The organism is Mesorhizobium sp. M6A.T.Ce.TU.016.01.1.1 (assembly GCF_003997065.1).
Classification (GTDB): Bacteria; Pseudomonadota; Alphaproteobacteria; order Rhizobiales; family Rhizobiaceae; genus Mesorhizobium; species Mesorhizobium mediterraneum.
On the sequence record NZ_RZTJ01000011.1, the window covers coordinates 70,047 to 93,203 of the forward strand.

The 23,157-nt window shown below is 62.8% G+C and carries 24 protein-coding genes; 12 read left to right on the forward strand and 12 right to left on the reverse strand.

What is annotated here, in order from left to right; translation table 11 throughout:
* Positions 1-42: 42 nt before the first annotated feature.
* On the reverse strand, positions 43-879 hold the full coding sequence (locus tag EOC94_RS20265) for an NAD(P)H-dependent oxidoreductase (protein WP_127292992.1): 837 nt from the start codon (positions 877-879) through the stop codon (positions 43-45).
* A gap of 93 nt (positions 880-972) precedes the next feature.
* Here EOC94_RS20265 and EOC94_RS20270 point away from each other — a divergent pair, with 93 nt between their 5' ends.
* The gene (locus EOC94_RS20270) at positions 973-1,896 is read left to right on the forward strand and encodes a LysR family transcriptional regulator (RefSeq protein WP_127292994.1); all 924 of its coding nucleotides are present in this window, start codon (positions 973-975) and stop codon (positions 1,894-1,896) included.
* Between the two features lie 81 nt (positions 1,897-1,977).
* On the opposite strand, the gene EOC94_RS20275 is transcribed toward EOC94_RS20270, so the two are convergent.
* Positions 1,978-2,706, reverse strand: a complete 729-nt coding sequence (locus EOC94_RS20275) for a class I SAM-dependent methyltransferase (RefSeq protein ID WP_127292996.1) — start codon at positions 2,704-2,706, stop codon at positions 1,978-1,980.
* 253 nt (positions 2,707-2,959) lie between these two features.
* Between EOC94_RS20275 and EOC94_RS20280 the strand changes: the two genes are divergently transcribed.
* The 6 genes from EOC94_RS20280 (at position 2,960) to EOC94_RS20305 (ending at position 7,743) form a co-directional block, all read left to right on the forward strand.
* Positions 2,960-3,496, forward strand: coding sequence for an Lrp/AsnC family transcriptional regulator (locus tag EOC94_RS20280; protein WP_127292998.1), 537 nt, complete (start codon positions 2,960-2,962; stop codon positions 3,494-3,496).
* The gene (locus EOC94_RS20285) at positions 3,493-4,656 is read left to right on the forward strand and encodes a saccharopine dehydrogenase C-terminal domain-containing protein (RefSeq protein ID WP_127293000.1); all 1,164 of its coding nucleotides are present in this window, start codon (positions 3,493-3,495) and stop codon (positions 4,654-4,656) included. Before EOC94_RS20280 ends, EOC94_RS20285 begins: the two co-directional genes overlap by 4 nt.
* A gap of 109 nt (positions 4,657-4,765) precedes the next feature.
* Positions 4,766-5,554 (forward strand): ABC transporter substrate-binding protein, encoded by a 789-nt coding sequence (locus EOC94_RS20290; RefSeq protein WP_127203944.1) that lies wholly within the window; start codon positions 4,766-4,768, stop codon positions 5,552-5,554.
* Between the two features lie 88 nt (positions 5,555-5,642).
* Entirely contained in the window at positions 5,643-6,314 is a 672-nt protein-coding gene (locus EOC94_RS20295) for an amino acid ABC transporter permease (RefSeq protein ID WP_127293002.1), read from the forward strand.
* Positions 6,311-6,985, forward strand: coding sequence for an amino acid ABC transporter permease (locus EOC94_RS20300; protein WP_127293004.1), 675 nt, complete (start codon positions 6,311-6,313; stop codon positions 6,983-6,985). The genes EOC94_RS20295 and EOC94_RS20300 overlap by 4 nt, the downstream gene beginning before the upstream one ends.
* A 29-nt stretch (positions 6,986-7,014) precedes the next feature.
* The gene (locus EOC94_RS20305; protein ID WP_127293006.1) at positions 7,015-7,743 is read left to right on the forward strand and encodes an amino acid ABC transporter ATP-binding protein; all 729 of its coding nucleotides are present in this window, start codon (positions 7,015-7,017) and stop codon (positions 7,741-7,743) included.
* Between the two features lie 42 nt (positions 7,744-7,785).
* Here EOC94_RS20305 and EOC94_RS20310 read toward each other — a convergent pair whose 3' ends face one another.
* On the reverse strand, positions 7,786-8,787 hold the full coding sequence (locus EOC94_RS20310; protein ID WP_127293008.1) for an NADP-dependent oxidoreductase: 1,002 nt from the start codon (positions 8,785-8,787) through the stop codon (positions 7,786-7,788).
* 108 nt (positions 8,788-8,895) lie between these two features.
* Between EOC94_RS20310 and EOC94_RS20315 the strand changes: the two genes are divergently transcribed.
* Both EOC94_RS20315 and EOC94_RS20320 read left to right on the forward strand, forming a co-directional pair.
* Positions 8,896-9,498, forward strand: a complete 603-nt coding sequence (locus tag EOC94_RS20315; protein WP_127293010.1) for a TetR/AcrR family transcriptional regulator — start codon at positions 8,896-8,898, stop codon at positions 9,496-9,498.
* Complete coding sequence (locus tag EOC94_RS20320) at positions 9,495-10,361, forward strand: alpha/beta hydrolase (protein ID WP_127293012.1); 867 nt, start codon at positions 9,495-9,497, stop codon at positions 10,359-10,361. Before EOC94_RS20315 ends, EOC94_RS20320 begins: the two co-directional genes overlap by 4 nt.
* A 197-nt stretch (positions 10,362-10,558) precedes the next feature.
* Here the strand turns inward: EOC94_RS20320 and EOC94_RS20325 are convergent, their stop codons facing one another.
* The 4 genes from EOC94_RS20325 to EOC94_RS20340 form a co-directional block, all read right to left on the reverse strand.
* Positions 10,559-10,960 carry a GFA family protein gene (locus EOC94_RS20325; RefSeq protein ID WP_127293014.1) on the reverse strand — a complete coding sequence of 134 codons (402 nt, stop codon included), beginning with the start codon at positions 10,958-10,960 and terminating at the stop codon, positions 10,559-10,561.
* 25 nt (positions 10,961-10,985) lie between these two features.
* On the reverse strand, positions 10,986-12,044 hold the full coding sequence (locus EOC94_RS20330; protein ID WP_127293016.1) for a Gfo/Idh/MocA family oxidoreductase: 1,059 nt from the start codon (positions 12,042-12,044) through the stop codon (positions 10,986-10,988).
* A gap of 76 nt (positions 12,045-12,120) precedes the next feature.
* A complete protein-coding gene (locus tag EOC94_RS20335) occupies positions 12,121-12,906 on the reverse strand; it encodes a ThuA domain-containing protein (RefSeq protein WP_127293018.1) in 786 nt (261 codons plus the stop codon).
* Between the two features lie 231 nt (positions 12,907-13,137).
* Complete coding sequence (locus EOC94_RS20340) at positions 13,138-14,658, reverse strand: tlde1 domain-containing protein (RefSeq protein ID WP_127293020.1); 1,521 nt, start codon at positions 14,656-14,658, stop codon at positions 13,138-13,140.
* 500 nt (positions 14,659-15,158) lie between these two features.
* On the opposite strand from EOC94_RS20340, the gene EOC94_RS20345 reads away from it, so the two are divergent.
* Complete coding sequence (locus tag EOC94_RS20345; protein WP_095489267.1) at positions 15,159-15,584, forward strand: hypothetical protein; 426 nt, start codon at positions 15,159-15,161, stop codon at positions 15,582-15,584.
* A gap of 148 nt (positions 15,585-15,732) precedes the next feature.
* Here EOC94_RS20345 and EOC94_RS20350 read toward each other — a convergent pair whose 3' ends face one another.
* A complete protein-coding gene (locus EOC94_RS20350; protein WP_127293022.1) occupies positions 15,733-17,172 on the reverse strand; it encodes an FAD-binding oxidoreductase in 1,440 nt (479 codons plus the stop codon).
* A 398-nt stretch (positions 17,173-17,570) separates the two neighbouring features.
* Positions 17,571-17,894 carry a hypothetical protein gene (locus EOC94_RS20355; RefSeq protein WP_126105556.1) on the reverse strand — a complete coding sequence of 108 codons (324 nt, stop codon included), beginning with the start codon at positions 17,892-17,894 and terminating at the stop codon, positions 17,571-17,573.
* A 281-nt stretch (positions 17,895-18,175) separates the two neighbouring features.
* Between EOC94_RS20355 and EOC94_RS20360 the strand changes: the two genes are divergently transcribed.
* Complete coding sequence (locus tag EOC94_RS20360) at positions 18,176-18,439, forward strand: hypothetical protein (RefSeq protein ID WP_095489169.1); 264 nt, start codon at positions 18,176-18,178, stop codon at positions 18,437-18,439.
* Positions 18,440-18,753: 314 nt separating this feature from the next.
* On the opposite strand, the gene EOC94_RS20365 is transcribed toward EOC94_RS20360, so the two are convergent.
* The 3 genes from EOC94_RS20365 to EOC94_RS20375 are packed head-to-tail and all read right to left on the reverse strand — an operon-like array spanning position 18,754 to position 21,757.
* A complete protein-coding gene (locus EOC94_RS20365) occupies positions 18,754-19,983 on the reverse strand; it encodes an NAD(P)/FAD-dependent oxidoreductase (protein WP_127293024.1) in 1,230 nt (409 codons plus the stop codon).
* On the reverse strand, positions 19,980-20,693 hold the full coding sequence (locus EOC94_RS20370) for a methyltransferase domain-containing protein (protein WP_127293026.1): 714 nt from the start codon (positions 20,691-20,693) through the stop codon (positions 19,980-19,982). The genes EOC94_RS20365 and EOC94_RS20370 overlap by 4 nt, the downstream gene beginning before the upstream one ends.
* A complete protein-coding gene (locus EOC94_RS20375; RefSeq protein ID WP_127293028.1) occupies positions 20,690-21,757 on the reverse strand; it encodes a type III polyketide synthase in 1,068 nt (355 codons plus the stop codon). The genes EOC94_RS20370 and EOC94_RS20375 overlap by 4 nt, the downstream gene beginning before the upstream one ends.
* A gap of 902 nt (positions 21,758-22,659) precedes the next feature.
* Between EOC94_RS20375 and EOC94_RS20380 the strand changes: the two genes are divergently transcribed.
* On the forward strand, positions 22,660-23,055 hold the full coding sequence (locus EOC94_RS20380; protein ID WP_245330098.1) for a hypothetical protein: 396 nt from the start codon (positions 22,660-22,662) through the stop codon (positions 23,053-23,055).
* The last annotated feature ends 102 nt before the right edge of the window (positions 23,056-23,157 follow it).

Below are 23,157 nucleotides of genomic sequence, written 5' to 3' on the forward strand. Positions count from 1 at the left end.
ATAGGTTTCGGGCGCCTTGCCCGATTTTTTCGGGACCTTGCGTCAGGCCACGTCCCGCAAAGTCGAACGCGGCGTCGCCGACTTGGCGGTGGCGCCGGCACGGTCCTCGTGAAGCGCGAAACCTGCGGCGCCCGGGTCGCCCAGTTCGGAGCGGAGCTGCATGCTCGGGATGTGATAGCCCCCGCCATTCTGCTGCCGATAGGGAATCGGCCGGGTTGTCTCGAGCGTCCGCATCCTTTCGCGCAGGCGCTCCGCGACAGGCTCGAAATCGGCCTCCCCAAAACGATCCACTCTGTAGACCACGAACGGCGGAAGCACGTCGTAACCCGGATAATAAAGGATCCCGTGATTGATCGGGAACAGCAGGTCGTCGATCGGGCCGTTGACGCCGCGGGCGGAGTAATGCTCTTCCCAGCCGCCAGTGGTCACGATCAGCATCGCGCGCTTGCCGGCGAGCGTTCCCTCACCAAAGCGGTCACCCCACCGCTTGTCGCTATGCTCGCCGACGCCATAGGCGAAGCCGTAGGCGTACACCCGATCGACCCAGCCCTTGAGGATCGCCGGCATGGCGTACCACCACAGCGGGAACTGGAGAATCAGCGTGTCGGCCCACAGCAGCTTGTCGATCTCCGCCTTAACGTCATCGGTCAGAGTGTTGGTAGCAAAAGCTTTTTTGGAGGCCCCAGCCGGCAGGAAGCGTGCTTCGGGCGGCCACGACGGAAAATCGGCACGGTCCACCTCGGATTTCCAGCCATCGGCATAGAGGTCCGATATGCGCACCTCGTGGCCCTGGGCCTCGAGTTCCCTGATGGCGACGTCACGCAGTGCGCCGTTGAGCGAACGCGGTTCAGGATGAGCAAAAACAAGCAGGACTTTCATGGGTCAGCTCCGAAGAAGGACAATGAATGCTGAAGGTAGCCAGCCCTGGGGTGATCCGCTATATCTAGGCAATGCATAAGATTATGCCGAATAATGGATAGATCCGATGTGACCCTCGAGCGCATGCGCACCTTCGTTCGCGTCGCCGAGCGCGGCAGCCTGTCGGCGGTGGCGCGCGAGCTCGGAGTTGGGCAATCGACGGTCACACGGCATCTGCGCGAGCTCGAGGACGCCGTCGGCGTGCCCTTGCTCAGCAGGACCACCCGGCGTGTCACGATGACCGATGAAGGCAGCCGTTACTATGCCGACGCCGTCCAGATCCTGCGCCTCGTCGAGCAGGCCGGCGAGGAGGCGCGGGGCACACGTGGCGCGTCGGCCGGCACGATCCGGATATCCTGCACGGCGGCACTCGGGGTCTTGCACATCAGCCGGCTGATCTTCGCCTTTCAGGACCGCTATCCCGACATCGGCATCGATCTCAGCCTCACCGACGAGCGCATCGACCTTGTGCGGGAGGGCGTCGATATCGCACTTCGCCTCGGTCCGCTCACCGACAGCTCGATGAAGCTGCGGGCGCTCGGCCAGTCCCGGCGTCTGCTGGTGGCCGCGCCAGCCTATCTGGCGGCGCGGGGCAGACCGGCTGTTCCGCAGGATCTGCCTGGCCATGAAGGCATCCGGATGTCGAACATCGCGGGAAGCGACACGCTCGCCCTGCAGGGGCCGGAGGGCGAACGCCATGCGGTGCCTTTTGGCGGCCGATTTCGTGTCGACCATGGACTTGCCGCGCGCGAGGCCCTCATCGCCGGACGCGGTATCGCGCCCGCCCATCACTGGCTTGTCGACGATCTTCTGGGGGCCGGCCGGCTGGAAGTGGTCTTGCCGGACTACGCCCCGCCTCCCGTACCGCTGAGCATGCTGATCGTCCCGGAGCGCGCGGGCATTGCCCGGGTCCGGCTGCTGGTCGACTTTCTCGCCGAGCGGATCGGCGGCATTCCCGGTATCCAGAAGCCGCGTTAATGCCCTCGGTCGGCTGCGGCACTGGCAGAACCCCCGACTTCCGGGATACCGGCCTCGTCAAGGCCGCCACCAAAACGGCGCTCAACGTTGCGCCGCGACAATCAGCATCATCGGCCGCTCCAGTTCGTCGGTAAGATCAGGAGCCTGCGCGACCTGATCGGCCGTTGGGCGCCATTCCTCGACCCGGCGTATGGTGAAACCCGCTTCGATCAGCGCGTTCAGCGTCGTTGCGAGCATGCGATGCTGCTTGAGCACGCCCTTGGCGAGCCAGTCGGTGGTACGCGGACCTTCCACGCTATAGCGATTGACCGGCCACGTCTTGCGGCCGTCGACATCGACCGACCAGCCTGGGTGAGGCGGTGCCATGTAGATCGGGTGCTCGATGGTGAAGACGAAGTGCGCGCCTGGAAGGAGCGCATCATGCACTGTCTTCACCAGCCGGTCGAAATCCTCGATGTAGTGGAAGGCAAGCGAGCTGTAGGCGAAGTCGAACGATGCCTGGGGCAGTTCAAGGCGGTCGAGGTCGGCGATGACATAGTCGACATCCGGGTCGCTGGTGTCGGCTCTGGCCCGTTCTATCATGTTGCGGGAAAGGTCCAGCCTAAGGACATGCCTTGCGCCATGCGCCTTTGCCCAGCGGGCAAACCAGCCAAACCCACAACCGAGATCGACAATGCGCTTACCGTCGAGATCGGGAAGCAGTGCGCGTATTTTCGGCCATTCGGGTGCGCCGTCCAAGCCGTGAACCGAGCGTGCCATCTGGCTGTAGCCGGCGAAGAATTCAGGCCTGTCATAGATATTCTGTGCCATTGAGCTTCCGTTTCGGGGCTTGGAGGACCTTTGGTTCAGGTTGAGGCTTGGTGCCGATGGGCGAGACACAGCAAGGGGAAGCCCGTGCCTCGGTAATGTCCACCTGGGCTGCCCGGCTTTGCAAGTTTCCTGCCATCCTGCCTTGTTGACAAGCGGTTGAACGCACTTGCAGTTTCGAACAATAGTCCCTAGGCTATTTTCATATCAGAAAGAAAACTTCTTCGATAATTCCATTTTATGAAAGCCTGAGCGTTTGCGGGAACATCTCGATCAGACCGACCGGCGACTGGTCAAGCTGCTGTCGCAGGATGCGCAGCTTGGCGTCAACCGCCTCGCCGAGAAGATGGCCGTCTCCGTCCCGACGGTGCGCATGCGGCTGCGCAACCTGCTCGACCGCAACCTGCTCAAGATCGTCGGCCTGCTCAACCTGACCGAGCGTCCCGAGCTGATCTCGGCCATCGTCGGCATCAATGCGCAGGGGCGCGGCCGGGCGCGGGAACTGGCGCAGCGTATCTGCGAGCTGCCTTTCGTGAACTCGGCCTCGGTGGTCACCGGGCGCTTCGACATCATCGTCGACGTGACGGTGGCCGGCGATGTCGCCGACCTCTACCGCGTCACCAGCGAGCTGATCCCCGGCGCGGGCGAGCCGGGGGAAGTCGTGCGCAGCGAGACCTTCGTCGTCATGGCCTCCTGCAACAAATGGGTCAGCCTGCCGGAAGGCTGCTGGTCGGACGAGAGCAAGCGCGACGAAACTGGGCGGCACGAAACCGGCCGAAAGGAAATGCCATGAAGATCGCGGTTCTCGGCGGCCTCGGCCTGCAAGGCCGGGCGGCGATCGCCGATCTCGTCGCCAGCGCTGGTGTCGAAGAAGTCGTCTGCATCGATACCGCGCCGGATGGGGCAGCCCGACTTGGCGGCCTGACCAACCTTGACCGCGTGCGCTTCGTCGTGCCCGAAGGCGCGATCGGTCCAGTATTGGCGGAGGTGCTGGTGGGTGTCGAAGCCGCCATCGACCTGTTGCCGCAGCCGCTGATGCGCGAGGCGGTGCAGGCGGCGATCGCGACGCGCACGCCGCTGGTCACCACCAATTACGGCAAGACGATCGCCGACCTTGCCCCGGCGGCACAAAAGGCCGGCGTCTCGATCATGACCGAATGCGGGCTCGACCCCGGCATCGACCTCGTGCTCTACGCGCGCGCCGCAAAGCAGTTCGACGCCATCACCGCGATCGATTCCTATTGCGGTGGCATCCCCGAGCCGAAGGCGATGGCCAAGCCGCTATGCTACAAGGTGAGCTGGAACTTCGACATGGTTCTGATGAGCCAGAACCGCGACAGCGTGGTGGTCGAGGACGGCCAACGGGTCGAGGTGCCGGCCGGCCGCCAGCACGACAATCCTTTCATCCATCAGATCGAGGTCGAAGGACTGGGCAGCCTAGAAGCCTTCCCCAATGGCGACGCACCGCATTATGCCGGCATGCTTGCCGCCGCCAAGGGGTTGCAGCGCTCCGGCCGCTATTCGCTGCGCTGGCCGGGCTGGTCGGCGTTCTGGGCGCCTCTGAAGGAGCTTGGCTTCCTCTCTGAAGACAAGGTGCCCGGCGTCGGCGCCAGCCCACGCGAATTTCTTGGCCGGCTGCTCGGGCCGCAACTGCAATATGGCGCCGACGAAAAGGACCTTTGCGTGATGCGCAACGTCTTTACCGGCAGTGAAGGCGGCCGCCGCAAGACGGTGACATCGGACCTGATCATCGAACGCGATCTCGCCTCCGGCCTGTTCGGCATGAGCCTCGGCGTCGGCTATCCCGCAAGCATCGTGGCGCAGATGCTGGCGCGGGGCGAAATCACAGAGCCCGGCCTGCTCAACCCGCTGCTGCATGTGCCTGACGGCCGCTTCCTCGACGAATTGGCCCGGCGCGGTATACGGGTATCCGAAACGATCGACTGGGACTGAAGGATTTTCGAACGGTGGCCGCCGCCGGCAACGGCGCTACCGCTCAAAAAGCACCCCAAGGGGTGGAACAACAAAGTGGAACAACAACGACAACAAGGAGGAATGCCCAATGAAGATTGCCAAGCTTTTCATAGCAGGCCTTGCGCTCGCCGGCCTCACTGCCGCAGCCAGCGCCGGAACGCTCGACGAGATCACCAAGCGCGGCGAGTTGCGCGTCGCCGTGCAGACGCAGGGACCGCCCTTCTCGCTCGTCGGTGCTGCCGGCGAACGCACCGGCAGTTCGGTCGAGCTCGCCGAGCTGATGGCCAAGGAGATGGGCGTCAAGATCACCTTCCTTGACTTCGACTGGGATGGGCTGATCCCGGCACTTTTGTCGGGCAAGGCCGATCTTCTGGTCGCCGACATGACGCCGACGCTGGCGCGTGGCATGAAGGTCGCCTTCACCAAACCTTACATGTATACGGGCAGCACCGTCTTCACCAAGGCTGACAGCAAGTTCAAGACCACCGAGGACTGCAAGGCCAAGGGCACCAAGATCGCCGTGCTGCTCGGCGCCACCGGCGAGAAGGAAGCCAAGAACGCCTTCCCTGATGCCGACATCAAGAGCTACAAGGGCGGCGGTCCGCTGCTGCTCGACGCCGTCAACAACGGCCAAGCCGATTGCGGCGTCAATGACGTCTCGGCGGTGAAAGGCCAGTCGACCGCCTATCCGGCCGGCAGCTTCACCATCATGCCGGACCTGCTGTCGAAGGAACCGCTTGCCTTCGCCACCCGCTATGACGAGCCGGACCTGCTGGTCTGGATGAACCTGTTCCTCGACCAGGTCAGCGTCGACGGCCGCCTGCAGAAGAACCTCGACTACTGGGTCAATTCCGAAGATTGGAAGAAAGACCACTAAGCAGCGATAGATCCGAGCGGTTTCGCGCGCGCCCCGGCGCCGCGAAGCCGCCCGGAATCCGTTTCGCCCGGGGGAAATCCGTCCAGCGATGCTCGAAAACTTCAGCTTCCGCACCATCGTCGAATATCTGCCCTTGTTCGGGCAGGGCCTCGTCACGACCGTGTGGCTGTCTGTCCTCTCCTTTGCCGGGGCGCTCGCCGTCGGCATTGGGCTCGCCGCCATGAACCTGCAGCGCGGGCGGCTGTTCCGAATCCCGGCCAAAGCCTATATCGACGCGGTGCGCGCCACCCCCTTGCTGGCGCAGCTCTACTTCCTCTATTTCGGCCTGCCGCGGCTCGGCATCATCCTGCCTGAGCTCGTCGTCGGCATCCTCGCTCTGTCGCTGAACAGCGGCGCCTATGTCGCCGAGATCATCCGCGCCGGCATCCTGTCGATCCCGCGCGGTCAGGTCGAGGCCGGCGTCGCTTCGGGGATGACCTATGTCCAGCGCATGCGCCTGGTCATCCTGCCGCAGGCGTTCAAGGTGACGATCCCGCCGCTGCTCGGACAGGCGATCGTGCTGGTCAAGGATTCCGCACTGCTGTCGCTGGTCGCGGTCGCCGAGCTGACGCGCGCCGGACAATTGCTCGCCTCCGACCGCTTCATGCCGGCGGAAGGCTTTATCACCATCGCCGCCTTCTACCTCCTGCTCTATTACGGGCTGAAGGGACTGGCGGCGCTGTCCGGGCGCTGGCTCGGCCTAGCGGGGGCACGGACATGATCTGGCAGCAGCTGCAAAGCATCGCCGGCAGCTATCCCCTCGCCCTGCGCGGCCTCGGCATGACCGTGATGCTGTCGCTGATCAGCCTGGTGCTGGGCACGCTGATCGGCTTTGGCCTCGGCATCCTGCGGACCGGCGGCAACCGCCTGATCAGCGGCGTGATCGGCGCCTGGGTCGACCTGATCCGCGGCACGCCGTTCCTGGTGCAGATCTTCCTGATCTTCTTCATCCTGCCGGAACTTGGCATCGAGCTCGACGCCTTCACCGCCGGCATCATCGCGCTGACCAATCTGGCCGCCTGCTTCATCTGCGAGATCGTCGTCGCCGGCATCCGATCGGTGCCGACCGGCCAGGTCGAGGCGGCGCTGGCCTCCGGCCTGTCGCGTTGGCAGCGCATGCGCCAGGTGGTGCTGCCGCAGGCGATGCGCATCGTGCTGCCGCCGCTGGTCGGGCAGTATGTGCTGCTGATCAAGGATTCTTCGGTCGTTTCAGCCATCGGGCTCACCGACCTCACCCGCGTCGGCTGGCTGGTGGTGCAGCGTGTGCCGAACGGCCTCCTGGTCTTCTTCCTCGTCGGCCTCGGCTATTTCATCGTTTGCTATCCGCTGATCATGCTGGCCCGCCGGCTGGAGCAGCGCATGGGTGCGGCCCATGGCGAGGTGCAGTTATGACGTCGAACCGCAGCAAAAATGGTACCGGCATGATCGAGTTTCGCGGCGTCAACAAATGGTTCGGCACGCTCAATGTGCTGAGGGATATCACGCTCAGCGTCGAGCCGCGCGAAGTGGTCGTCGTCTGCGGCCCGAGCGGCTCGGGCAAGAGCACGCTGATCCGTTGCATCAACGGGCTGGAGACGATCCGCGACGGCGACCTGGTGGTCGACGGCCAGCGCCTCGGCGACCCCACCACCAACATGACGCGGCTGCGCACCGAGATCGGCTTCGTCTTCCAGTCGTTCAACCTATACCCGCACAAGACGGCGCTCGAAAACGTGACGCTGGCGCCTATCCATGTGCGCAAGATTCCGCGCGCTGAAGCCGAGAAGGCCGGGCGCGAGCTGCTTGCCAAGGTCGGCCTTGCCGACAAGGTCAACGCCTATCCGGCGCAACTCTCCGGCGGCCAGCAGCAGCGCGTGGCGATCGCCCGCTGCCTCGGCATGCGCCCCAAGATCATGCTGTTCGACGAGCCGACCTCGGCGCTCGACCCCGAGATGATCTCGGAAGTGCTCGACGTCATGGTCGCGGTGGCCGAGGAAGGCATGACCATGATGGTGGTGACGCACGAAATGGGCTTTGCCCGCAAGGTCGCCCAGCGCGTGGTGTTCATGGATGCCGGCGCCATCGTTGAGAGCGGCACGCCCGACGAGTTCTTCTCGCATCCCAAGACCGACCGCAGCCGCGCCTTCCTGAGCAAGATCCTGCGGCATTAGGATTGCCGGAAGCGAAGGTGCGCCGCCTGAAGCCTTGCAAAGCTATTTCACCTTGATGACAACCTTGCCCTTGGCGCGGCCCTGCTCGATGTAGGCCAAGGCCTGATTGGTCTGCTCAAACGGGAAGACCCGATCTATGACCGGGCGGATGATGCCCGACTCGACGAGAGACGTGATTTTGGCCAACTGCTCCCCATTGGCCGCCATGAACAGGAACGAATATCGGACATCCGCGCGTTTGGCCCGCCTCCTGATGCCGGCGCTCAAAACGCGCATGACCAGGTTCAGCACCACACTTAGACCCTTCTCCCTGGCAAACCCAGAATCGGGCGGACCGGAGATCGAAACGGCGAGACCACCTGGCTTCAACACACGCAGGGACTTGTCGAGGGTCTTGTTGTCCTGGCTGTTCAGGACGACGTCGTAGCCCGAAAGGACTTTCTCGAAGTCATCCTTCTTGTAGTCGATGATGACATCGGCGCCCAGATTCCTGACCATATCCGCGTTGGACGCGCTGGTTGTCGTGGCGACCGTCGCTCCGAGGTGCTTTGCCAATTGAATGGCGAATGTTCCCACTCCGCCGGAACCAGCCTGAATGAAGATTTTCTGTCCCTTCTTCAGCTTCGCCCTTTCAACCAGCGCCTGCCAAGCGGTCAGCCCCACCAGGGGAATGGACGCAGCCTCTTCCATGCTGAGGTTCTTCGGCTTCAGGGCCACGTCCGCATCATTAATGGCGATGTACTCGGCGAAAGCCCCGATCCGACCGTCGCGCGGTCGCGCATAGACCTCGTCGCCCGGCTTGAACTGTCGGACTTTCGAGCCTGCGCGAATGACCGTTCCGGCCACGTCGTGGCCTGCAACGAAGGGCCGGCGATAGGGCAGGATGAGTTTGAATTCTCCGTCCCTGATCTTGGAGTCCAGCAGATTGACGCTGGCGGCATGGATCTGCACCAGCACGTCATTCTCCCCTACTTCCGGCTCTGGAACCTCTCCAAGCCGCAGGGGAGCGTTCTTTGCGTATCGATCGACGATGAAGGCCTTCATTGTTGCTTTCCCAAATTGAGGAGACCCGGAGTGACGCGCCCCTATTGCATTACGTTCATTTAGTGATAATATGATCGTAATGCAATAGCTGATCGAAGGAGAAAAAACATGCGCTACGAGAAGGGCAGGAAAGACGCATCGCGGCAGCGGATCATGGATGTTGCGACCGAACGGTTTCGTTCCGACGGCATCGCTGCATCAGGTCTCGCCGGCATCATGGGCGAAGCGGGGCTGACCAATGGAGCTTTCTATCCCCACTTTCCGTCCAAGGCGGCGCTTGTGCGTGAGAGCGTGGCGGCCGCCCTGGAGGTTCAGGCGACCCAGATTCAAGAGCTGTTGGCCGCCGGCGGCTTGTCAATGGCCATCGACGCGTATCTGTCGGCGGACCACCGCGACAATCCCGGCAAAGGTTGCGCTTCAGCCGCGCTGTTGCCCGAAATTGCGCGTGAGCCGGCCGAGACGCGCCAGGTTTACGCCGAACACCTGCTCAAGCTCGTACGCCAGGTGGCGGCCGAACTCACGCCCGACGCCCGCGATCCCGAAGATGTCGCGTTCGGTGTCTATGCGACCCTGATCGGCACGCTTGAGCTGTCGCGCGCGGTGAACGGAACCGAACTGTCCGATCGCATTCTTGAGGCTGGCGCGGTAGCGGCGAAGGCGCTGCTCCTGCCACGCGAGAACGGCAAGCCAGAAGGAAGGAAGCCATCATGAACGTGCATCAGCTATCGCGGCCTGCCGCGATCATCAAACACAGCGACGTGCCGACGACAACGGTCGACGTCGGCGGTACGAAATTCGCTTACCGGGAGCTCGGACCCACAACCGGGGTACCGGTGATCTTTCTTACCCATCTGAGTGCGGTTCTCGACAATTGGGATCCCCGGGTGGTCGATGGCATTGCCGCAAAACGGCGAGTTATTACCTTCGACAACCGTGGTGTTGGTGCATCAGGCGGCTCCACTCCCAACACGGTGGAGGCGATGGCCCGCGACGCGATCGCCTTCATCCGCGCCCTCGGTTTCGAACAGGTCGATCTGCTCGGCCTATCTCTTGGCGGCTTCATCGCCCAGGCGATTGTTCAACTGGAACCTAATCTGGTTCGCAAGATCATCCTCGCGGGAACCGGCCCAGCCGGAGGTACCGGCATCGACAGGGTGACGTTCGTCACCATCTTCGACATGATCCGCGCCGTGCTGACTATCAGGGACCCAAAGAACTACCTCTTCTTCACCCAAAGCCCCAACGGCAAGAAGGCGGCGCGCGAGTTTCTGCAGCGATTGAAGGAACGGACCAATGACCGCGACAAGCCCATCGCGCTCGGCGCCTTCAACCAGCAGCTCAAGGCAGTCCGTGCCTTTGGCCAGGAGCGCCCTGCCGACCTATCGCGTATCCGGCACCCGGTCCTCGTGGTGAATGGCGATCACGATAGAATGGTGCCCACCAGCAATTCCGTCGACCTGGCTCGGCGCTTTCCCAATGCCGAGCTGGTCCTGTACGAGGACGGCGGGCATACGGCCATTTTCCAGTATCACGGCGCCTTCGTGGAAAAGGCCCTGGACTTCCTCGAGGCCTAGCGCATCGGCCCGAAAATCGGAATCGATTTTCGGAAAGCACGATGCGCAGATTCAAAAGTGCTAGAGCGGGCTTTGTGCGTCCAAATGGACGCACGTCGCTCTAGCGGCGGCCCGCTTGGTCCGATCCATCGGGGGACGACCAGTTGCAAATGCAAATGCAAGGTTGAACGACGCTTAGCCTGCCGTGGCCGGCGTCTTCAGCCGAACGTCGCCAGAGGCTCAGTGCGGACTTCGACCCACTCGCAGCGCCGGCTGTCGTGATAGAAGGACAGGAAGGGCGGCGGGAACGATGGGTCGGCGAAAGCACCCACCGGGATGGCAATCAGACCGGACTGGACATCGATCCGGTAGTGGACGGTGGTGCCGCAATCCGGGCAGAAGCTGTAGGTGACGCAGCCGCCCTCCTCGCCAATACGCGTGAACTCCGCCGATCGCCCCTCGATCGATACTTTGTCCCCGGGAAACCGCGCATTGAAGCTGAACGCACTGCCGGTGCGCCGCTTGCAGGCCAGGCAATGGCATACGGAGACGCGTACCGGCTCGCCCGAACAGCTGGCTGACAGCTGACCGCAGGAACATTCGGCGCGGCGCGTGACCATGGCTGGCCCCTTTCAGCGAACGACATCAATGGGTTTCGGCATAGGCCCTGAGCTCAGCCCTCTTCTCGTCGGAGACGACGGCAAGGTCGAGCACCTTCTGCAATTCGGCGGCATGGCGGAACGACGGCTCGGCCTGAACGCCGCTGCGCACCGCATCGACAAAGCGCTGGTAGTTGGTCGGCACCGTTCCGGCATCGAGGACCTGCCATTTGGCGTTCTCGATGTTCTCGCCCATGCACGCTTTCAGCTCCGAGCCGTTCAGATTGTGCACGACTTCGATGCCGCCCTTGTCGCCATAGATGCGCAGTCGCAATTCGTTGAGATGACCGGTTGCCCAGCGGCTGGCATGGACGACGCCGAAGGCGCCGTTGCTGAAATCCAGCGCCATGGTGAAGCTGTCATTGGCGTCCAGCTCGTACTCGCCGATCCGGTTGCCGGGCGCCTTGTCGAAGGACCTCAGGCGGCAGAACACATTGTCGATGTCGACCGCTGCGCCATAGCTGGCGAAATCGAGGATGTGGATGCCGACATCGCCCAGCACGCCATTGGAGCCGTGGCCGCGCGACAGCCGCCACAGCCATTTCGGGTCGGTGCGCCAATCGCCCCAGAACTTGGAGACCAGCCAGCTCTGCAGATAGGACGCCTCGACATGCCTGACCTGGCCGATATCGCCGGCAAGCACCATGGTGCGCGCCTTCTGCAGCGGGGCGACGTTGCGATAGGTTAGGTTGACCATGTTGATGATGCCGGCTTGCTCTGCGGCATCGGCCATTTCGTTGGCCCTCTGGTAATTTTCGGCCAGCGGTTTTTCGCACAGCACCGGCTTGCCCGCCGCGACCAGCATCATGGTGGTCGGATGGTGGGTGCGATCCGGCGTCACGTTCGCCACCGCGTCGAACTTGCCCCATGCGAGCGCGTCTTCCAGCGACGCAAACCGGTTGGGGATGCCGTTGATGTCCGAAAACTTGTCGACACGCGCGCGATCGAGATCGACGGCGCCGATCAGTTCGACGCCCTCGATCTTGCTGAACTGCCTGGCGTGCTCCTCCGCCATCCAGCCGGTGCCGAGTATCAGGAGACGCATGATTCTCATCCTTAGGATTAAGCTCTATCTTCTTGTTTATCACTGATTTTCCGAACCGAATGTTCGGGATTATGGTCTAGCGATAGCCGGCTTCATCAGCGGCATGGAGTTTTCCGCCGCGCTCGACGATCGGCTCAAGCGCCTTTTCCACCGGCACGTTCGGCGCGTCGAGGATGGCTGGATTTGACCCCTGCGGGTTGTGCGCCCATTTCACGGCGTTGCGCAGCACTTTCTGGACGGTGGCGTCGTGATAGGTCGGATAGGTCTCGTGGCCGGGCCTGAAATAGAAGATGTTGCCGGCGCCGCGGCGATAGGTCAGCCCCGACCGGAACACTTCGCCGCCTTGGAACCACGAGATGAAAACCGTTTCCAGCGGCTCCGGCACGGCGAACTGCTCGCCATACATCTCCTCGTTCTCGAGCTCGAAATACTCGCCGATCCCGGCAGCGATCGGGTGGTTGGGGCTCGTCACCCAGAGCCGCTCGCGCTCGCCGGCCTCGCGCCATTTCAGCGTGCAGGGCGTGCCCATCAGCGTCTTGAATATCTTCGAGAAATGGCCGGAGTGAAGGACGATCAGCCCCATGCCTTCCCAAACGCGGCGCGCCACGCGCTCGACGACTTCGTCGGCGACGGCGCCATGGTCCTTGTGCCCCCACCACACGAGCACATCGGTTTGCGCCAACCGGTCGGCCGGCAGACCATGTTCCGGCTGCTCCAGCGTCGCCCAGGACACGGATATTTCGGTGTCGAGCTTCAGCGCGTTGGCGATCGTTGCGTGCATGCCCTCGGGATAGATCCCCGCGACCACCTCATTGGTCCGTTCATGGATATTCTCGCCCCAAACGACAGCGCGTATAGTCATGACATCCTCTCGATTGATTGAAGCCGCCGCCCCGGTCCGGTCAGTCATAGTATCCTCGGCCGGGAATGAAAACCTTCGAGATTGGCCGAAATCTCCCCACAGCTTCGTCATCCCACGGCGGGCAGGAGCGAAGCGACGTCGAGAAGACCCTGGGATGAAGAAGCCATGAAGACGGCCGCCGCGGCGACCTACGCGCCGCGCCCTTCCGACGCGACCTGCATCAGCGGCTTGCTAGCCGCGCACGACGAGACGCTTGATCTTGCCCTTCTTGAAGGCGGCGAGGAAGCGGGCATAGTCCTTGAAAACGACGCAGCCGCTCGATTCTCCGCGGCGGCCGCGCAGCAGGTAGGTGTGCGCAAGAAAGCCGTCGCGGCCATATTTGTTTTTGCCGTCGATAGGAGTGAGACGCAGCGCCTCGACGCCATGGAAGCGCGATTCGCGCAGCCTCAGATCGTAGGTGTGGGGCGGCGTCGGACCGGCATTCTTCCGGTTGGCGTAGCGCGGCTGGTCGGCCATCGAGCCCAGTCCCGAATGCGCCTCGAGCCGCGAACCGTCCGGCATATAGACGGTTTTCGCCGAGATGTCGTAGACGGCGACGCCGCTGCCGATGCCGGGCTTGGTGAACAGGTTGCGGAAGGCCCCGCCGCCCGCCGGGCTGTCGGGTTTGGCATAGGCCAGCATGTCCGCGGCCTTCGACCGCTTGGCCGGCTTGACCGGGCTGCCCTGCATGCCCGGGCTGCCTTGCATGCCCTGCTTGGCTTGCATGTCCTGCTTGGCTTGCATGCTTGGCATCGCCGCCGGTGACGAACTCCTCGGCGACAAGGCTGGCGCCCGGGGCATCTCGTCCTGCGGAGCGTCGGCGGTCTGCGCTTTGTTGGCATTGGATGGCCGAGACTGGGCCTTGGCGGCCTTTGATGACTGGACCTTGGGCGCTTTGGCCTTAGGTGCCTCGACCTTGGGTGCCTCGACCTTGGGCGCCTCGACATGGGGCGCCTCGTCTGACTGGTCGACTTCCGCCCGCGGGCGGAAGGTCGGCAAGGGAACGCTGTCGGGCATCTCGTCCTGCGGCGGCAGCGAGGCGATCTGAACCTCGCCCTCCGGCGGCGCACCAGGGTCGGCTGTCGCCACCTCCGGCAGCACGTCGATCATCTGTTCCGGCAATGCATTCGCTAGCGCCAGCGCCAGACGGGAGGATCGTTCGATCTCAGCGATCTCCGGCCCGAAGCGCACCGGGGCCGGGCCGTTCTGGTCGGGCAGGCGCACCGGCTCCGCAACGCCCGCGGCCGCCGGCAGGCTGGCAAGCATAGGAGGTGCTGAGTGGGCAAAGGCAGCGGCAAGCTTTTGCGGCGACAGCGCGGCTTTCGCCACCACGCTGTCGAAGCGCGCTTGCGGCGAGATTTCTGCGACAAGCGGCACAGTATCCGGCTGCGCTAACGGCTTGAGACGCGCCGCCTTGCCTTCATGCACGAAGTTCGCGGCGGCCTGTGCGCAACCGGCATCACACCGATCGAGCAGCGATGCCTGACGCTGCCGGCTTGCCAGTGACGGCGCCCACGAATTGGCCCATGAATTGGCAAGCGTGCGATCGGCGAGCGCGATGGTGCGCGGCGCGCGCAGGCTTTGCGGAAGACTGTTGGAGGCGGCGGTGAGCGAGGTTCCCACCCAATAGAGGCCGGCCATGGTCGCCACCGACCACAGAGCGATCGCAACGCCAACAACGGGAACCGCGACCCAGCGCAGGCCGGGCCTCATCGAAGTCAATCCAGAGTCAGGATTGTCACCCCGGTTATTCAAACGCACAAACGCCATACACCAACCTCAATCGGCCTTGCGGCATGCGGGGCTCGCAGCCGTCACAATCACAGTCGCCTGGTGCCCCCTGCACGCTTCGCGTCTGTTGCCGATTGATTCAAAAGATGGACAAACTTGGTTAACCAATCCCTCTACCGATCGCCGATTGGGCGAAGGTCGATAACAAAAAAGCCCCCTCCACGACTAAGAAAATGGCGGGAATGCCCTCCGTATCAGGCTTTGCTGCCCGTTTTTGCCGACCGAGTCAAGAAACCGAAAGGACTAGACCTTGCCTGGGCGGGCGACAGCTGAAGCTTTCTCGGATCAAAAGCGTCGCGTCACGCATAATCGTCTGCGCGCAGGCAGCGTTGCCGGCGCGGCTTTGCATACAGGCAAATTCGATTGTGCTAATATACCTTGGTCATGCACATTTGTGCGCGACCAACAAACGGGAGGATGCGATGGGAACCATGAATCGCAGGTCTGCAATTGCTCTCGGCGTCACCGCCGCCGCGGTAACGCCGCTATTCGCCTTGGCGACGCCTGCAAGGGCCGCCAAGCAATACGGCCCGACGGAGGGCAAGGAGGTTGCGCCCGGCATCAGAGTGGTGGAGGTCGGCACTGGCAACTCCGACATTCCCGCTTACAAGAGCATCTCAATCGTCGATATAGTCTTCCAGCCCGGAGCAGTCTTTCCTGAAACCGTGATGGACAACGACATGGTATGCACGATTGCTGCCGGCGAATTCACGATCAAGAAGGCGGACAAGGAATTCAAACTTAAGGAAGGCGAGATGTACACTTGCGCCAAGGGCAAGACCGACGGTGCCACGAATACAAGTAGCGTGGTCGGCGTGCATCGCATTGCGATCTTGATGCCTGCCTAGACCAATTCCAGGAAAAGTGTGCAACGGTTTCTGCCCGGAATTGCACAAAGAAATAGCCAGAGCGGTTCAGCGAACCGCTCTGGCGCATGACCGAAATGAGGCCCGCGACCTCCGCCGGAGGGGCGGGCCTTGTCATTGCGTGCTTGTCCTATGCGGCGCGCAGGTTTTCCGCCGGCCGCAAATTCTGGTTCATGCGGAACAGGTTCAGCGGGTCGTAGCGCTGCTTGATTTCCAGAAGCCGCCGATAGTTGCCGCCATAGGCTGCTTCGACCCGGTCGACCTCGTCCTCGGGCATGAAGTTCACATAGGCCGTGCCGGCGGCATACGGCCTGATCGCCTCGTAAACACCGCGCGCCCAGTCGATGCAGGCGCGGTCCATTTGCGGTTCGCGCCAGCGGGCGTGGACATTCATGACGAAATGCGCGCTGCGTTGCGGAAACGCCGTTGCATCCGCTGTCACGCGGCCTGCGGCACCGCCGATATGGGCGAAGAATATCTCGCATTCAGGCCCCGGAAGCCTGGGTATCGCGGCCGTGACGACCTCGATCGCACTGTCGGAAAGCTCGGTGAAGTCATGGCTCTTCCAGTAGTTTCGGGCGCCGGGCGTCAGCAACGGATCGAATGCCTGCTCCCAGCCGGTGAACGGGTTGGGGCCGACCACATCGGCAATCGGTGTGCCGATGGCGCGAAGCCTTTGCGTCGCTTTCTCGCCCTCCTGAAGATCGCCGCAATAGCACATGGCCAGGACCAGCACCTCCTTGCCATGCCATTCGGCCGGCAGGAACGGCAGCGGCGGCGCCTGCCGCATAACCACCCAGCAGGTCAGCTCATTGGGCGCTGCTTCGAGCGCCGCTCGGTATTCCCGCAACACATTTTCGGCATCGGCGAAAGGATGAACGACAAGCCCCGCCAGCACCTGCGGACCAACGTGGTGGAGCTTGAACTCGAAGGCCGTGACGACGCCGAAATTGCCGCCGCCACCGCGCAGCGCCCAGAACAGGTCGGGATTTTCGGTCTGGCTGGCGCGCAACAGCTTGCCGTCGGCCGTAACCACATCGGCGCCGAGAAGATTGTCGATGGTCAGGCCGAATTTCCGCGTGATCCAGCCGAAGCCGCCGCCCAACGTCAGGCCTGAAATGCCGGTGGTCGAGTTGATCCCGATCGGCACTGCCAGTTCGAAGGCCTGTGTTTCCGCGTCGACGTCGGCGAGCGTCGCTCCAGGTTCCACCCATGCCCGCCGCGTCGCTGGATCGACCCGCACCGACTTCATCGGCGACAGATCGATCATCAGGCCGCCATCGCAGACGGCACTGCCGGCGATGTTGTGGCCGCCGCCGCGGACCGCGACAAGAAGCCGGTTTTCCCTGGCAAAATTCACCGAGGCGATGACGTCGGCGGCACCGGCGCAGCGCACGATCAGCCCGGGCCGCCGGTCGATCATGGCATTCCAGATGCTGCGTGCGTCGTCATAGGCGGCGTCGCCTTCCCTCAGCACGGTGCCGCGCAACTGTGCCGAAAGCACTTCAAGGGCCGCGGCTTCGACCGTCGTCTTGCCGCGTTCAAGCGTGGTGAGGCTCATGCTGTTCATGGCTTTCCTCCCGATTGCTTTTTCTGAGCTGTTTCCCCCCACCCGGTTTTGAAGTGTGCCCTTATATTAGATATCACGCAAGTTCAAAGCCGCTTGCTGGCCGGTCTTGCGGCACGCGGCGGTGGCCGCGCCCAATCGGACGAGATCTGACGCAGGCCGCCGGTTTGCGAGGATGCAGAATGACATTGTTGGCAGCTTGCTAGTCGGCATGCCGCCGGATTTCACCTTCAGCCCGTCCGTGAAGGCGATGGGGCCTAACGGCCCGCCGCCCAGGCGAGGGCGGACTGCACGTCTTCCTCGATCCGGTGCCGCGCTGACGGGCTCACGCCGTCCCCTTCTGCATAGACGATGCTGGGCGAGCCATAGGCCGGCAATTCCGGCCTATGGCGATTTGCCGATCAACACTCTTCGGTAGTCTTCTTCATTTGACCGGGGGCGGCGGTCTTGGTGTCGGTGTCCTGCTGACCAGGAGCGGCCTCTCGCGCGCTGCCGGTCTGCTGGCCAGGTGCGCAATCTTTGGCCGAATTCGGATTCGTGCCGCTGGTGGTGGTCGAGTCAGTTTCCTGATCGGTTGTGGTGGTGGAGTTGGTTCCCTGATCGGTGGTGCTGGGCATGGTTGTGGTCGTCGAGGTTCCGCTCGTCGAGCTTCCGCTTGTCGTCTGGGCAAGTGAAAGCCCGGACGATACTGCCAGCATGACCGACGCCAGAAGGATGCGTTTCATCGTCGTTCTCCTGTTCTGAATGCGCGGGATGCGCTGGAAAACCAACAGTGAGACCGAAGGACTGTTCCTCGACCATGTTCAACTTTTGTAACTCCGGCCTAACGGTCAGCTCTCATTGAGACCAAAGGCCGGAGACTAAAGGCCCGGCAAAAAGCCCGTCGGCAGGCCAAACCGACATGGCTGCTGGATCGACGTGAAACGTTCCCGCCGGTTCGGCCGAGGAACTACGCAGCGGTCCGCGGAGTTAGGCATGTGATCCACATAAGCACAGGAGAGCTCTGATGGCACCGCGCAGAAAATCCGACGATCCGTCCGAAGGCCCGACAATCGAACAGCAGGATTGGGACGCGATCAAAGGCGGCAAAATTCTACCAGACAGCGTGCCGGGAAACGGCGACATCCGTTATGACCTCGAGAAAGAGGGTGAACTGCCCGAGGAAGACGACGACAATCCGTACCAGGACAGCGACGAGGCGCTGCCGGACGATGAGGAGGAACGCGCTCTCGCGCGTAATCCTTCGAAACAAGACATCGACGAGCCATGACGGCAGCATTTAATAGGCCCGGCTAGCCCGCCCGGTTCGGGTGCGCTCCAAATTCCGTGAAAATTCCTGCAGCGACAGAAAAGGCCCCGCGGGGAGGAAGCGCGGGGCCTTTGTCCGAATGCCGTCCGAACGGCCTTCATAGTCGCTGGAGTAGAACGACTGCGCTTCCAACCGTGGCGGGCGGATGTTGTTCCATCGAAACCGAAAAAAAGACGGTGCCCGTTTGTTGTTTGCGCCAGCATTGCTGCCGCAGAGCTAACGCTTGTCGAGGACGCTGTGGCACTTGGTTTGCGCCTGACGCGTCGCACCACTTGTCAGACAAAGCCGGGAACCGGCTTTGTCTTGCCGCTTAGTTGCGCGCCCAATGTCAGTGCCTGCGGGAAGTTCTGGACAATTGCGGCCATCAAGGTGGCGCTGCCGGGGCGAAGGGCAATTCCGGCAAGTGCTGCAGCGGCGTGGACCCGTGTCGAAAACAGTCTTTTCCAGGCCGCCTCATAGCGTCTGCCGGCAGCCTCGCGCCCCACCCGGCCGCTTGGCGCGCATGCGAGTTCGCAAGCCAGCAGCCAGCCGGACTGAAGCGCCATCGAGATGCCCTCGGCGATAACAGGATGAGACTCTCCGGCTGCATTGCCGACGCGGAAGATGTCCCGTTCGTAGCACGAGCGAATGCCCGGCCGGATCGGGCCTGCGGCAAGCCACGGACCGTCGCGGTGAGCTGCCCCAAGGGCATCCCTGACACCCCGGCACGATTCCATCAGATGGCGGGAGACCGCATCGGCGGCCGACACATGGCTGTGGTTTGGGCCACGGTGTTTACGCAACCGCGCCAGCATATCGCGCCGAATGCAGCACGAGATCGACAAGCGGCCATGATCCGCCGAGACCATGCCGCCATAACCGCCCGGAAACGCCAGCAGAGGCATCAAATCAGGCGCCAGGGACGACCCGGTGAAATGCGCCTTGAAGCCGAGCAGGTCCGACGGGCGGTTGCTCTTTTCGGGCTGGCTGGGCAGCGGTCCTGGTTCCCAGGAGCCGTGCGCGGCTACAATCACCGGCGCACGCAATACCGTCGTTTCGTTCCCGGCTTGAATTCGCACCATTTGCATCTCGCCATCCCGCTCGATGGCGACGGCGCGATAGGGCTGAAAGATTTCGACTCCCGCCAATCGCGCCGCCTGCAAAAGCAGACAGTCGAGAATGTCCCGGCCAAGCGCCCGGCCGAAACCATCGTTTGCAGCGGGCCGATCTTTTGCACGGGGCCCATTTTTTGCAGGAGGCATGGGCGCCTCGACACTAGCTTCGCCGGAAAAGAAGCCGACGCGGCGGATTTCGGGGCCGGCATTGGCACGCCAGGCATCGCCGATCTCCATCTGATCCAGAAGCGCGAGATTGCTTGCCGATATATATTCGCCGCAGACCTTGCGGCGCGGGAACGCGCTCTTCTCCACGATAGCCACGGCCCACCCGCGCCGGGCCAGCGTGAGCGCGACGGATGTGCCCGCCGGGCCGGCGCCTATGATGATCGCGTCATGGGTCCGCGTCATAGGTCATCACCGGCGCTGGCACCGACGAAAATGTGGGAAAAAAGGCCGGCGCGCCGTTCCTCGACCGGTTTGCCTTTTGCCGCAAGCCAGAGACCGGAAAGCTCACTGCCGCGAAAGCCGCCACGCACGCTTTGAGCGGCGTCGTTTCGTGTGACGTCATTGGCGCCGATTGCCGGGAGAAGACGGGTAGCGGCCAGCGCCAGTTTTGCCCGCAATGGCTCTGTCGCCAACAGCAGCGGGGCCTTCGGCACCATCAGTGCAAACAGGCGCACGAGCTCGGCATCGTCGAAATGATGCAGAAACAGATTGACGGTGATCGCGTCGAACTGCGCGCCCTCGTTCTTTGTGGCCCAGTCGAAGACATCGGCGGTGATGCCTTCGACCGTCCACCCCAGCCTGTCAAAATCATCCCGCAATTGCGCTGTGATGAGGTCGACACGGTCGAGCATTATCAGTTCGACCCCAGGCCAATGCCCGGCCATGCGCCGCGCTACCGCCAGCATGAAAGAGCCATCGCCGGCGCCGATCTCCAGAATCCGGCGTGGCGGCTTTGGCACAAATTTCCCGAGCAGCGACGCCATGATCTTTGCCTGAAACATCAGCGCGTTGATGCGACGAAGGTCGCGGCGCGCGGCAAGCGCTCGCGGATCGTCGGCCGCAAGTCCGTCAAGGATTTCCGGCGCAAGCTTACGGTGCTCCAGGCCACTCATGACACGGTTCGAAAAAGCATGGTTTCGGCCGTCAGCCCGGGTCCGAACGACATGCCGCAGCCGAGCAGGCCCGGCGGCGCCTTCAGCATCTCCTTCATCACGAACATGACGGTCGCTGACGACATGTTTCCGTATCGTCGCAACACCTCGCGCGATGGCTCCAGCGCGGTGGGCGCGAGTTTCAGAGCCCTGTCGACGGCGTCGAGAACCGACCGTCCACCCGGGTGCACGGCCCAAAGGTCGATCGCTTCCGCTGTCCGGCCGCTGAGGATGGCGTCCTGGTTGCTCCGCAACGCTTCATGAATCGCTGCCGGGACCTGGCCGGAAAGAACCATCTCGAAGCCGTGGTCGCGAATGCTCCAGCTCATCAGGTCACGCCGCTCACGCGCCACGATACAATGAAAGCTCTCGAGCTCGACGCCGGCCGGCTCTGCGGTGACGAGCGCGGCCGCGCAGCCGTCGCCCCAGAGGCAGAACGACAGCAGCTTTTCCAGTTCGGTCGTTTCGCGCAGATGCAGCGTGCAGAGTTCGATATTGACCAGGAGGACCTTGGCGCGAGGGTCGGAGCGGACGATGTGGCGGGCAAGCTTGAGACCGTTGATCGCCGCGTAGCATCCCATGAAACCAATCATCGTGCGTTCGACCCTGTCCGGCAGGCCGCATCGCGCAACCAGATCCAGGTCGATGCCCGGCGCCGAAAAACCGGTGCAGGTGGTAACGACGAGATGAGTGATGCGGCGAGCGTCATCGCCAAGCTCCAATCCGTCGACGCCTTTTTGCGCCAGAACAGGCGCGGCATCTCGGAACATTGCCATTCTCTCGGCCGTTCCAGGAAAGGCGCCCCGGATAAAAGTCCCAGCCAGATCTGCTGATGGTCCTTCGGGGTCGCCAGCGGGTGCAAAGCAGGAATAGCGGCGCTCGATGCCGGCGAGATCAGCCATGCGTTCGAAAATTCTTCGGCGATCGGCCACAAGCATCGAGGCCGCGAAACGCAGATAGAATCGATGAACCTCGTGCTCCGGCACCGCTGTCGCGATCCGGTTGATATAGGCTTTGGCCGGCATATTCTGTCTCCTCGGCGTATGCACGGTGTAACGTGAGGCCACCGCCGGAGGGTCTTTGCTCACCAAGGATGGAGCGTTGTTCGATAAACGTTTCCGAAAACTGATTTCATCCCGAGATTCGGCACACGCTGTTGCAAAGCGATGCTGCGGTTCGCCGGCACTAGCAATATAGGCTCCATCGCCGAGGCGTTGACGGGAGAGCCCGCGCTTCTGGCAGATGCGAGCCGCGGGCCGAGGCGCCTTGCGTCCGGCACTCACCGGGCACCGTCTTTTTCCTGCATCGACGGAACATTAGCGCATACTAACAGTTGTAGGATGACAGCGGGTATCTCCCGGATATTGGCTGCTGGATCGGGGCCCGTACCCCGGTCGGCCCGCGCTCCTCCAGAGGCGCGGGCCTCCCGGTCCTGAGGGCGGCTATTGGAACAAGAATGCCGAGCAGGCGTTCCACAAATTATGTCCAGCTGCCCGGGATTCGCGGAAAAGACAAAGGAGAGCTGTCATGAACAATATCATCTGGCTGGTTGGGGCCGTCGTTATCGTAATAGCGATACTCAGCTTCCTTGGCCTTCGTTAACATTCGCCTTTAGCGAAAAGGCGACGCAGGACTAAGTAGTCACTTGGGTCTACTCCGAAACCCATACCGCAGCGCTAGCTGACGCCGCTGTGTCACGCGCTTTCCTGCTGCAAGTGTTCCGATTCCAATCGCCCGATCGTTTAAGCAAAGCACGATGTTGATCTGCGCACGCCAGCACTTGCGTCGCATCGGTCCGCTGGGGGTTGCGAACTCTCGAAGCCGGTCGCCAAATTGCGTGAGCGGTATGAAGCCAAGGCTTCTTTCTCGTCTTGATGTCAGGGCATTGGGACTTGCAAAAGCCGCACTTTGAGGCCAGCCTATGCGCATGATGGCACGCCGGTCGGCAAAGCAATTGCTTGTCATGCTGCTCGCGGTCTTCCTGACCGCCGGGTTCAGCCTTGCCGGCGCTCAGGCGAGCGTCATGTCGGCGCAGATGATGACGACGACGTCGGACAAAGCCATGGTCATGCACTCCGACGCGGACACGGCCATGTCGTCCGACATGGCTGGCGACTGCAAGGCGTGCCCCAAAGGAGCCGGCGACAAAGGCGATCCTATGCATTGCCCGCCGACCTGCATCGCACCGGTGCTCGCGGTGCTGCCGCAAGGCATCGCCATGAGGATAGTTGCGCGGATGCAGGAGCCGTTGGCGCTACCGACCCCGCTTCTTCACGGGCGAAGTTCCCTGCCCGACCCATACCCTCCAAGACAAGCGATCTGATCTGACGCCGTTTCAGCCGTCCTGCGGCTGATTGTCGGCGCTCGATCGCCCACTGCGCTCATTGTGGCGTAGCGGGCGCGGACAGCAGGTCAATCGATGTCG

What these genes read in the sequence shown, in the direction of transcription:
- EOC94_RS20265 (WP_127292992.1), bottom strand. Translation starts at nt 879, where the DNA reads ATGAAAGTCCTGCTTGTTTTTGCTCATCCTGAACCGCGTTCGCTCAAC.
- EOC94_RS20270 (WP_127292994.1), top strand. Translation starts at nt 973, where the DNA reads ATGGATAGATCCGATGTGACCCTCGAGCGCATGCGCACCTTCGTTCGC.
- EOC94_RS20275 (WP_127292996.1), bottom strand. Translation starts at nt 2,706, where the DNA reads ATGGCACAGAATATCTATGACAGGCCTGAATTCTTCGCCGGCTACAGC.
- EOC94_RS20285 (WP_127293000.1), top strand. Translation starts at nt 3,493, where the DNA reads ATGAAGATCGCGGTTCTCGGCGGCCTCGGCCTGCAAGGCCGGGCGGCG.
- EOC94_RS20290 (WP_127203944.1), top strand. Translation starts at nt 4,766, where the DNA reads ATGAAGATTGCCAAGCTTTTCATAGCAGGCCTTGCGCTCGCCGGCCTC.
- EOC94_RS20295 (WP_127293002.1), top strand. Translation starts at nt 5,643, where the DNA reads ATGCTCGAAAACTTCAGCTTCCGCACCATCGTCGAATATCTGCCCTTG.
- EOC94_RS20300 (WP_127293004.1), top strand. Translation starts at nt 6,311, where the DNA reads ATGATCTGGCAGCAGCTGCAAAGCATCGCCGGCAGCTATCCCCTCGCC.
- EOC94_RS20305 (WP_127293006.1), top strand. Translation starts at nt 7,015, where the DNA reads ATGATCGAGTTTCGCGGCGTCAACAAATGGTTCGGCACGCTCAATGTG.
- EOC94_RS20310 (WP_127293008.1), bottom strand. Translation starts at nt 8,787, where the DNA reads ATGAAGGCCTTCATCGTCGATCGATACGCAAAGAACGCTCCCCTGCGG.
- EOC94_RS20315 (WP_127293010.1), top strand. Translation starts at nt 8,896, where the DNA reads ATGCGCTACGAGAAGGGCAGGAAAGACGCATCGCGGCAGCGGATCATG.
- EOC94_RS20320 (WP_127293012.1), top strand. Translation starts at nt 9,495, where the DNA reads ATGAACGTGCATCAGCTATCGCGGCCTGCCGCGATCATCAAACACAGC.
- EOC94_RS20325 (WP_127293014.1), bottom strand. Translation starts at nt 10,960, where the DNA reads ATGGTCACGCGCCGCGCCGAATGTTCCTGCGGTCAGCTGTCAGCCAGC.
- EOC94_RS20330 (WP_127293016.1), bottom strand. Translation starts at nt 12,044, where the DNA reads ATGCGTCTCCTGATACTCGGCACCGGCTGGATGGCGGAGGAGCACGCC.
- EOC94_RS20335 (WP_127293018.1), bottom strand. Translation starts at nt 12,906, where the DNA reads ATGACTATACGCGCTGTCGTTTGGGGCGAGAATATCCATGAACGGACC.
- EOC94_RS20340 (WP_127293020.1), bottom strand. Translation starts at nt 14,658, where the DNA reads ATGAGGCCCGGCCTGCGCTGGGTCGCGGTTCCCGTTGTTGGCGTTGCG.
- EOC94_RS20345 (WP_095489267.1), top strand. Translation starts at nt 15,159, where the DNA reads ATGGGAACCATGAATCGCAGGTCTGCAATTGCTCTCGGCGTCACCGCC.
- EOC94_RS20350 (WP_127293022.1), bottom strand. Translation starts at nt 17,172, where the DNA reads ATGAACAGCATGAGCCTCACCACGCTTGAACGCGGCAAGACGACGGTC.
- EOC94_RS20355 (WP_126105556.1), bottom strand. Translation starts at nt 17,894, where the DNA reads ATGAAACGCATCCTTCTGGCGTCGGTCATGCTGGCAGTATCGTCCGGG.
- EOC94_RS20360 (WP_095489169.1), top strand. Translation starts at nt 18,176, where the DNA reads ATGGCACCGCGCAGAAAATCCGACGATCCGTCCGAAGGCCCGACAATC.
- EOC94_RS20365 (WP_127293024.1), bottom strand. Translation starts at nt 19,983, where the DNA reads ATGACGCGGACCCATGACGCGATCATCATAGGCGCCGGCCCGGCGGGC.
- EOC94_RS20370 (WP_127293026.1), bottom strand. Translation starts at nt 20,693, where the DNA reads ATGAGTGGCCTGGAGCACCGTAAGCTTGCGCCGGAAATCCTTGACGGA.
- EOC94_RS20375 (WP_127293028.1), bottom strand. Translation starts at nt 21,757, where the DNA reads ATGCCGGCCAAAGCCTATATCAACCGGATCGCGACAGCGGTGCCGGAG.
- EOC94_RS20380 (WP_245330098.1), top strand. Translation starts at nt 22,660, where the DNA reads ATGATGGCACGCCGGTCGGCAAAGCAATTGCTTGTCATGCTGCTCGCG.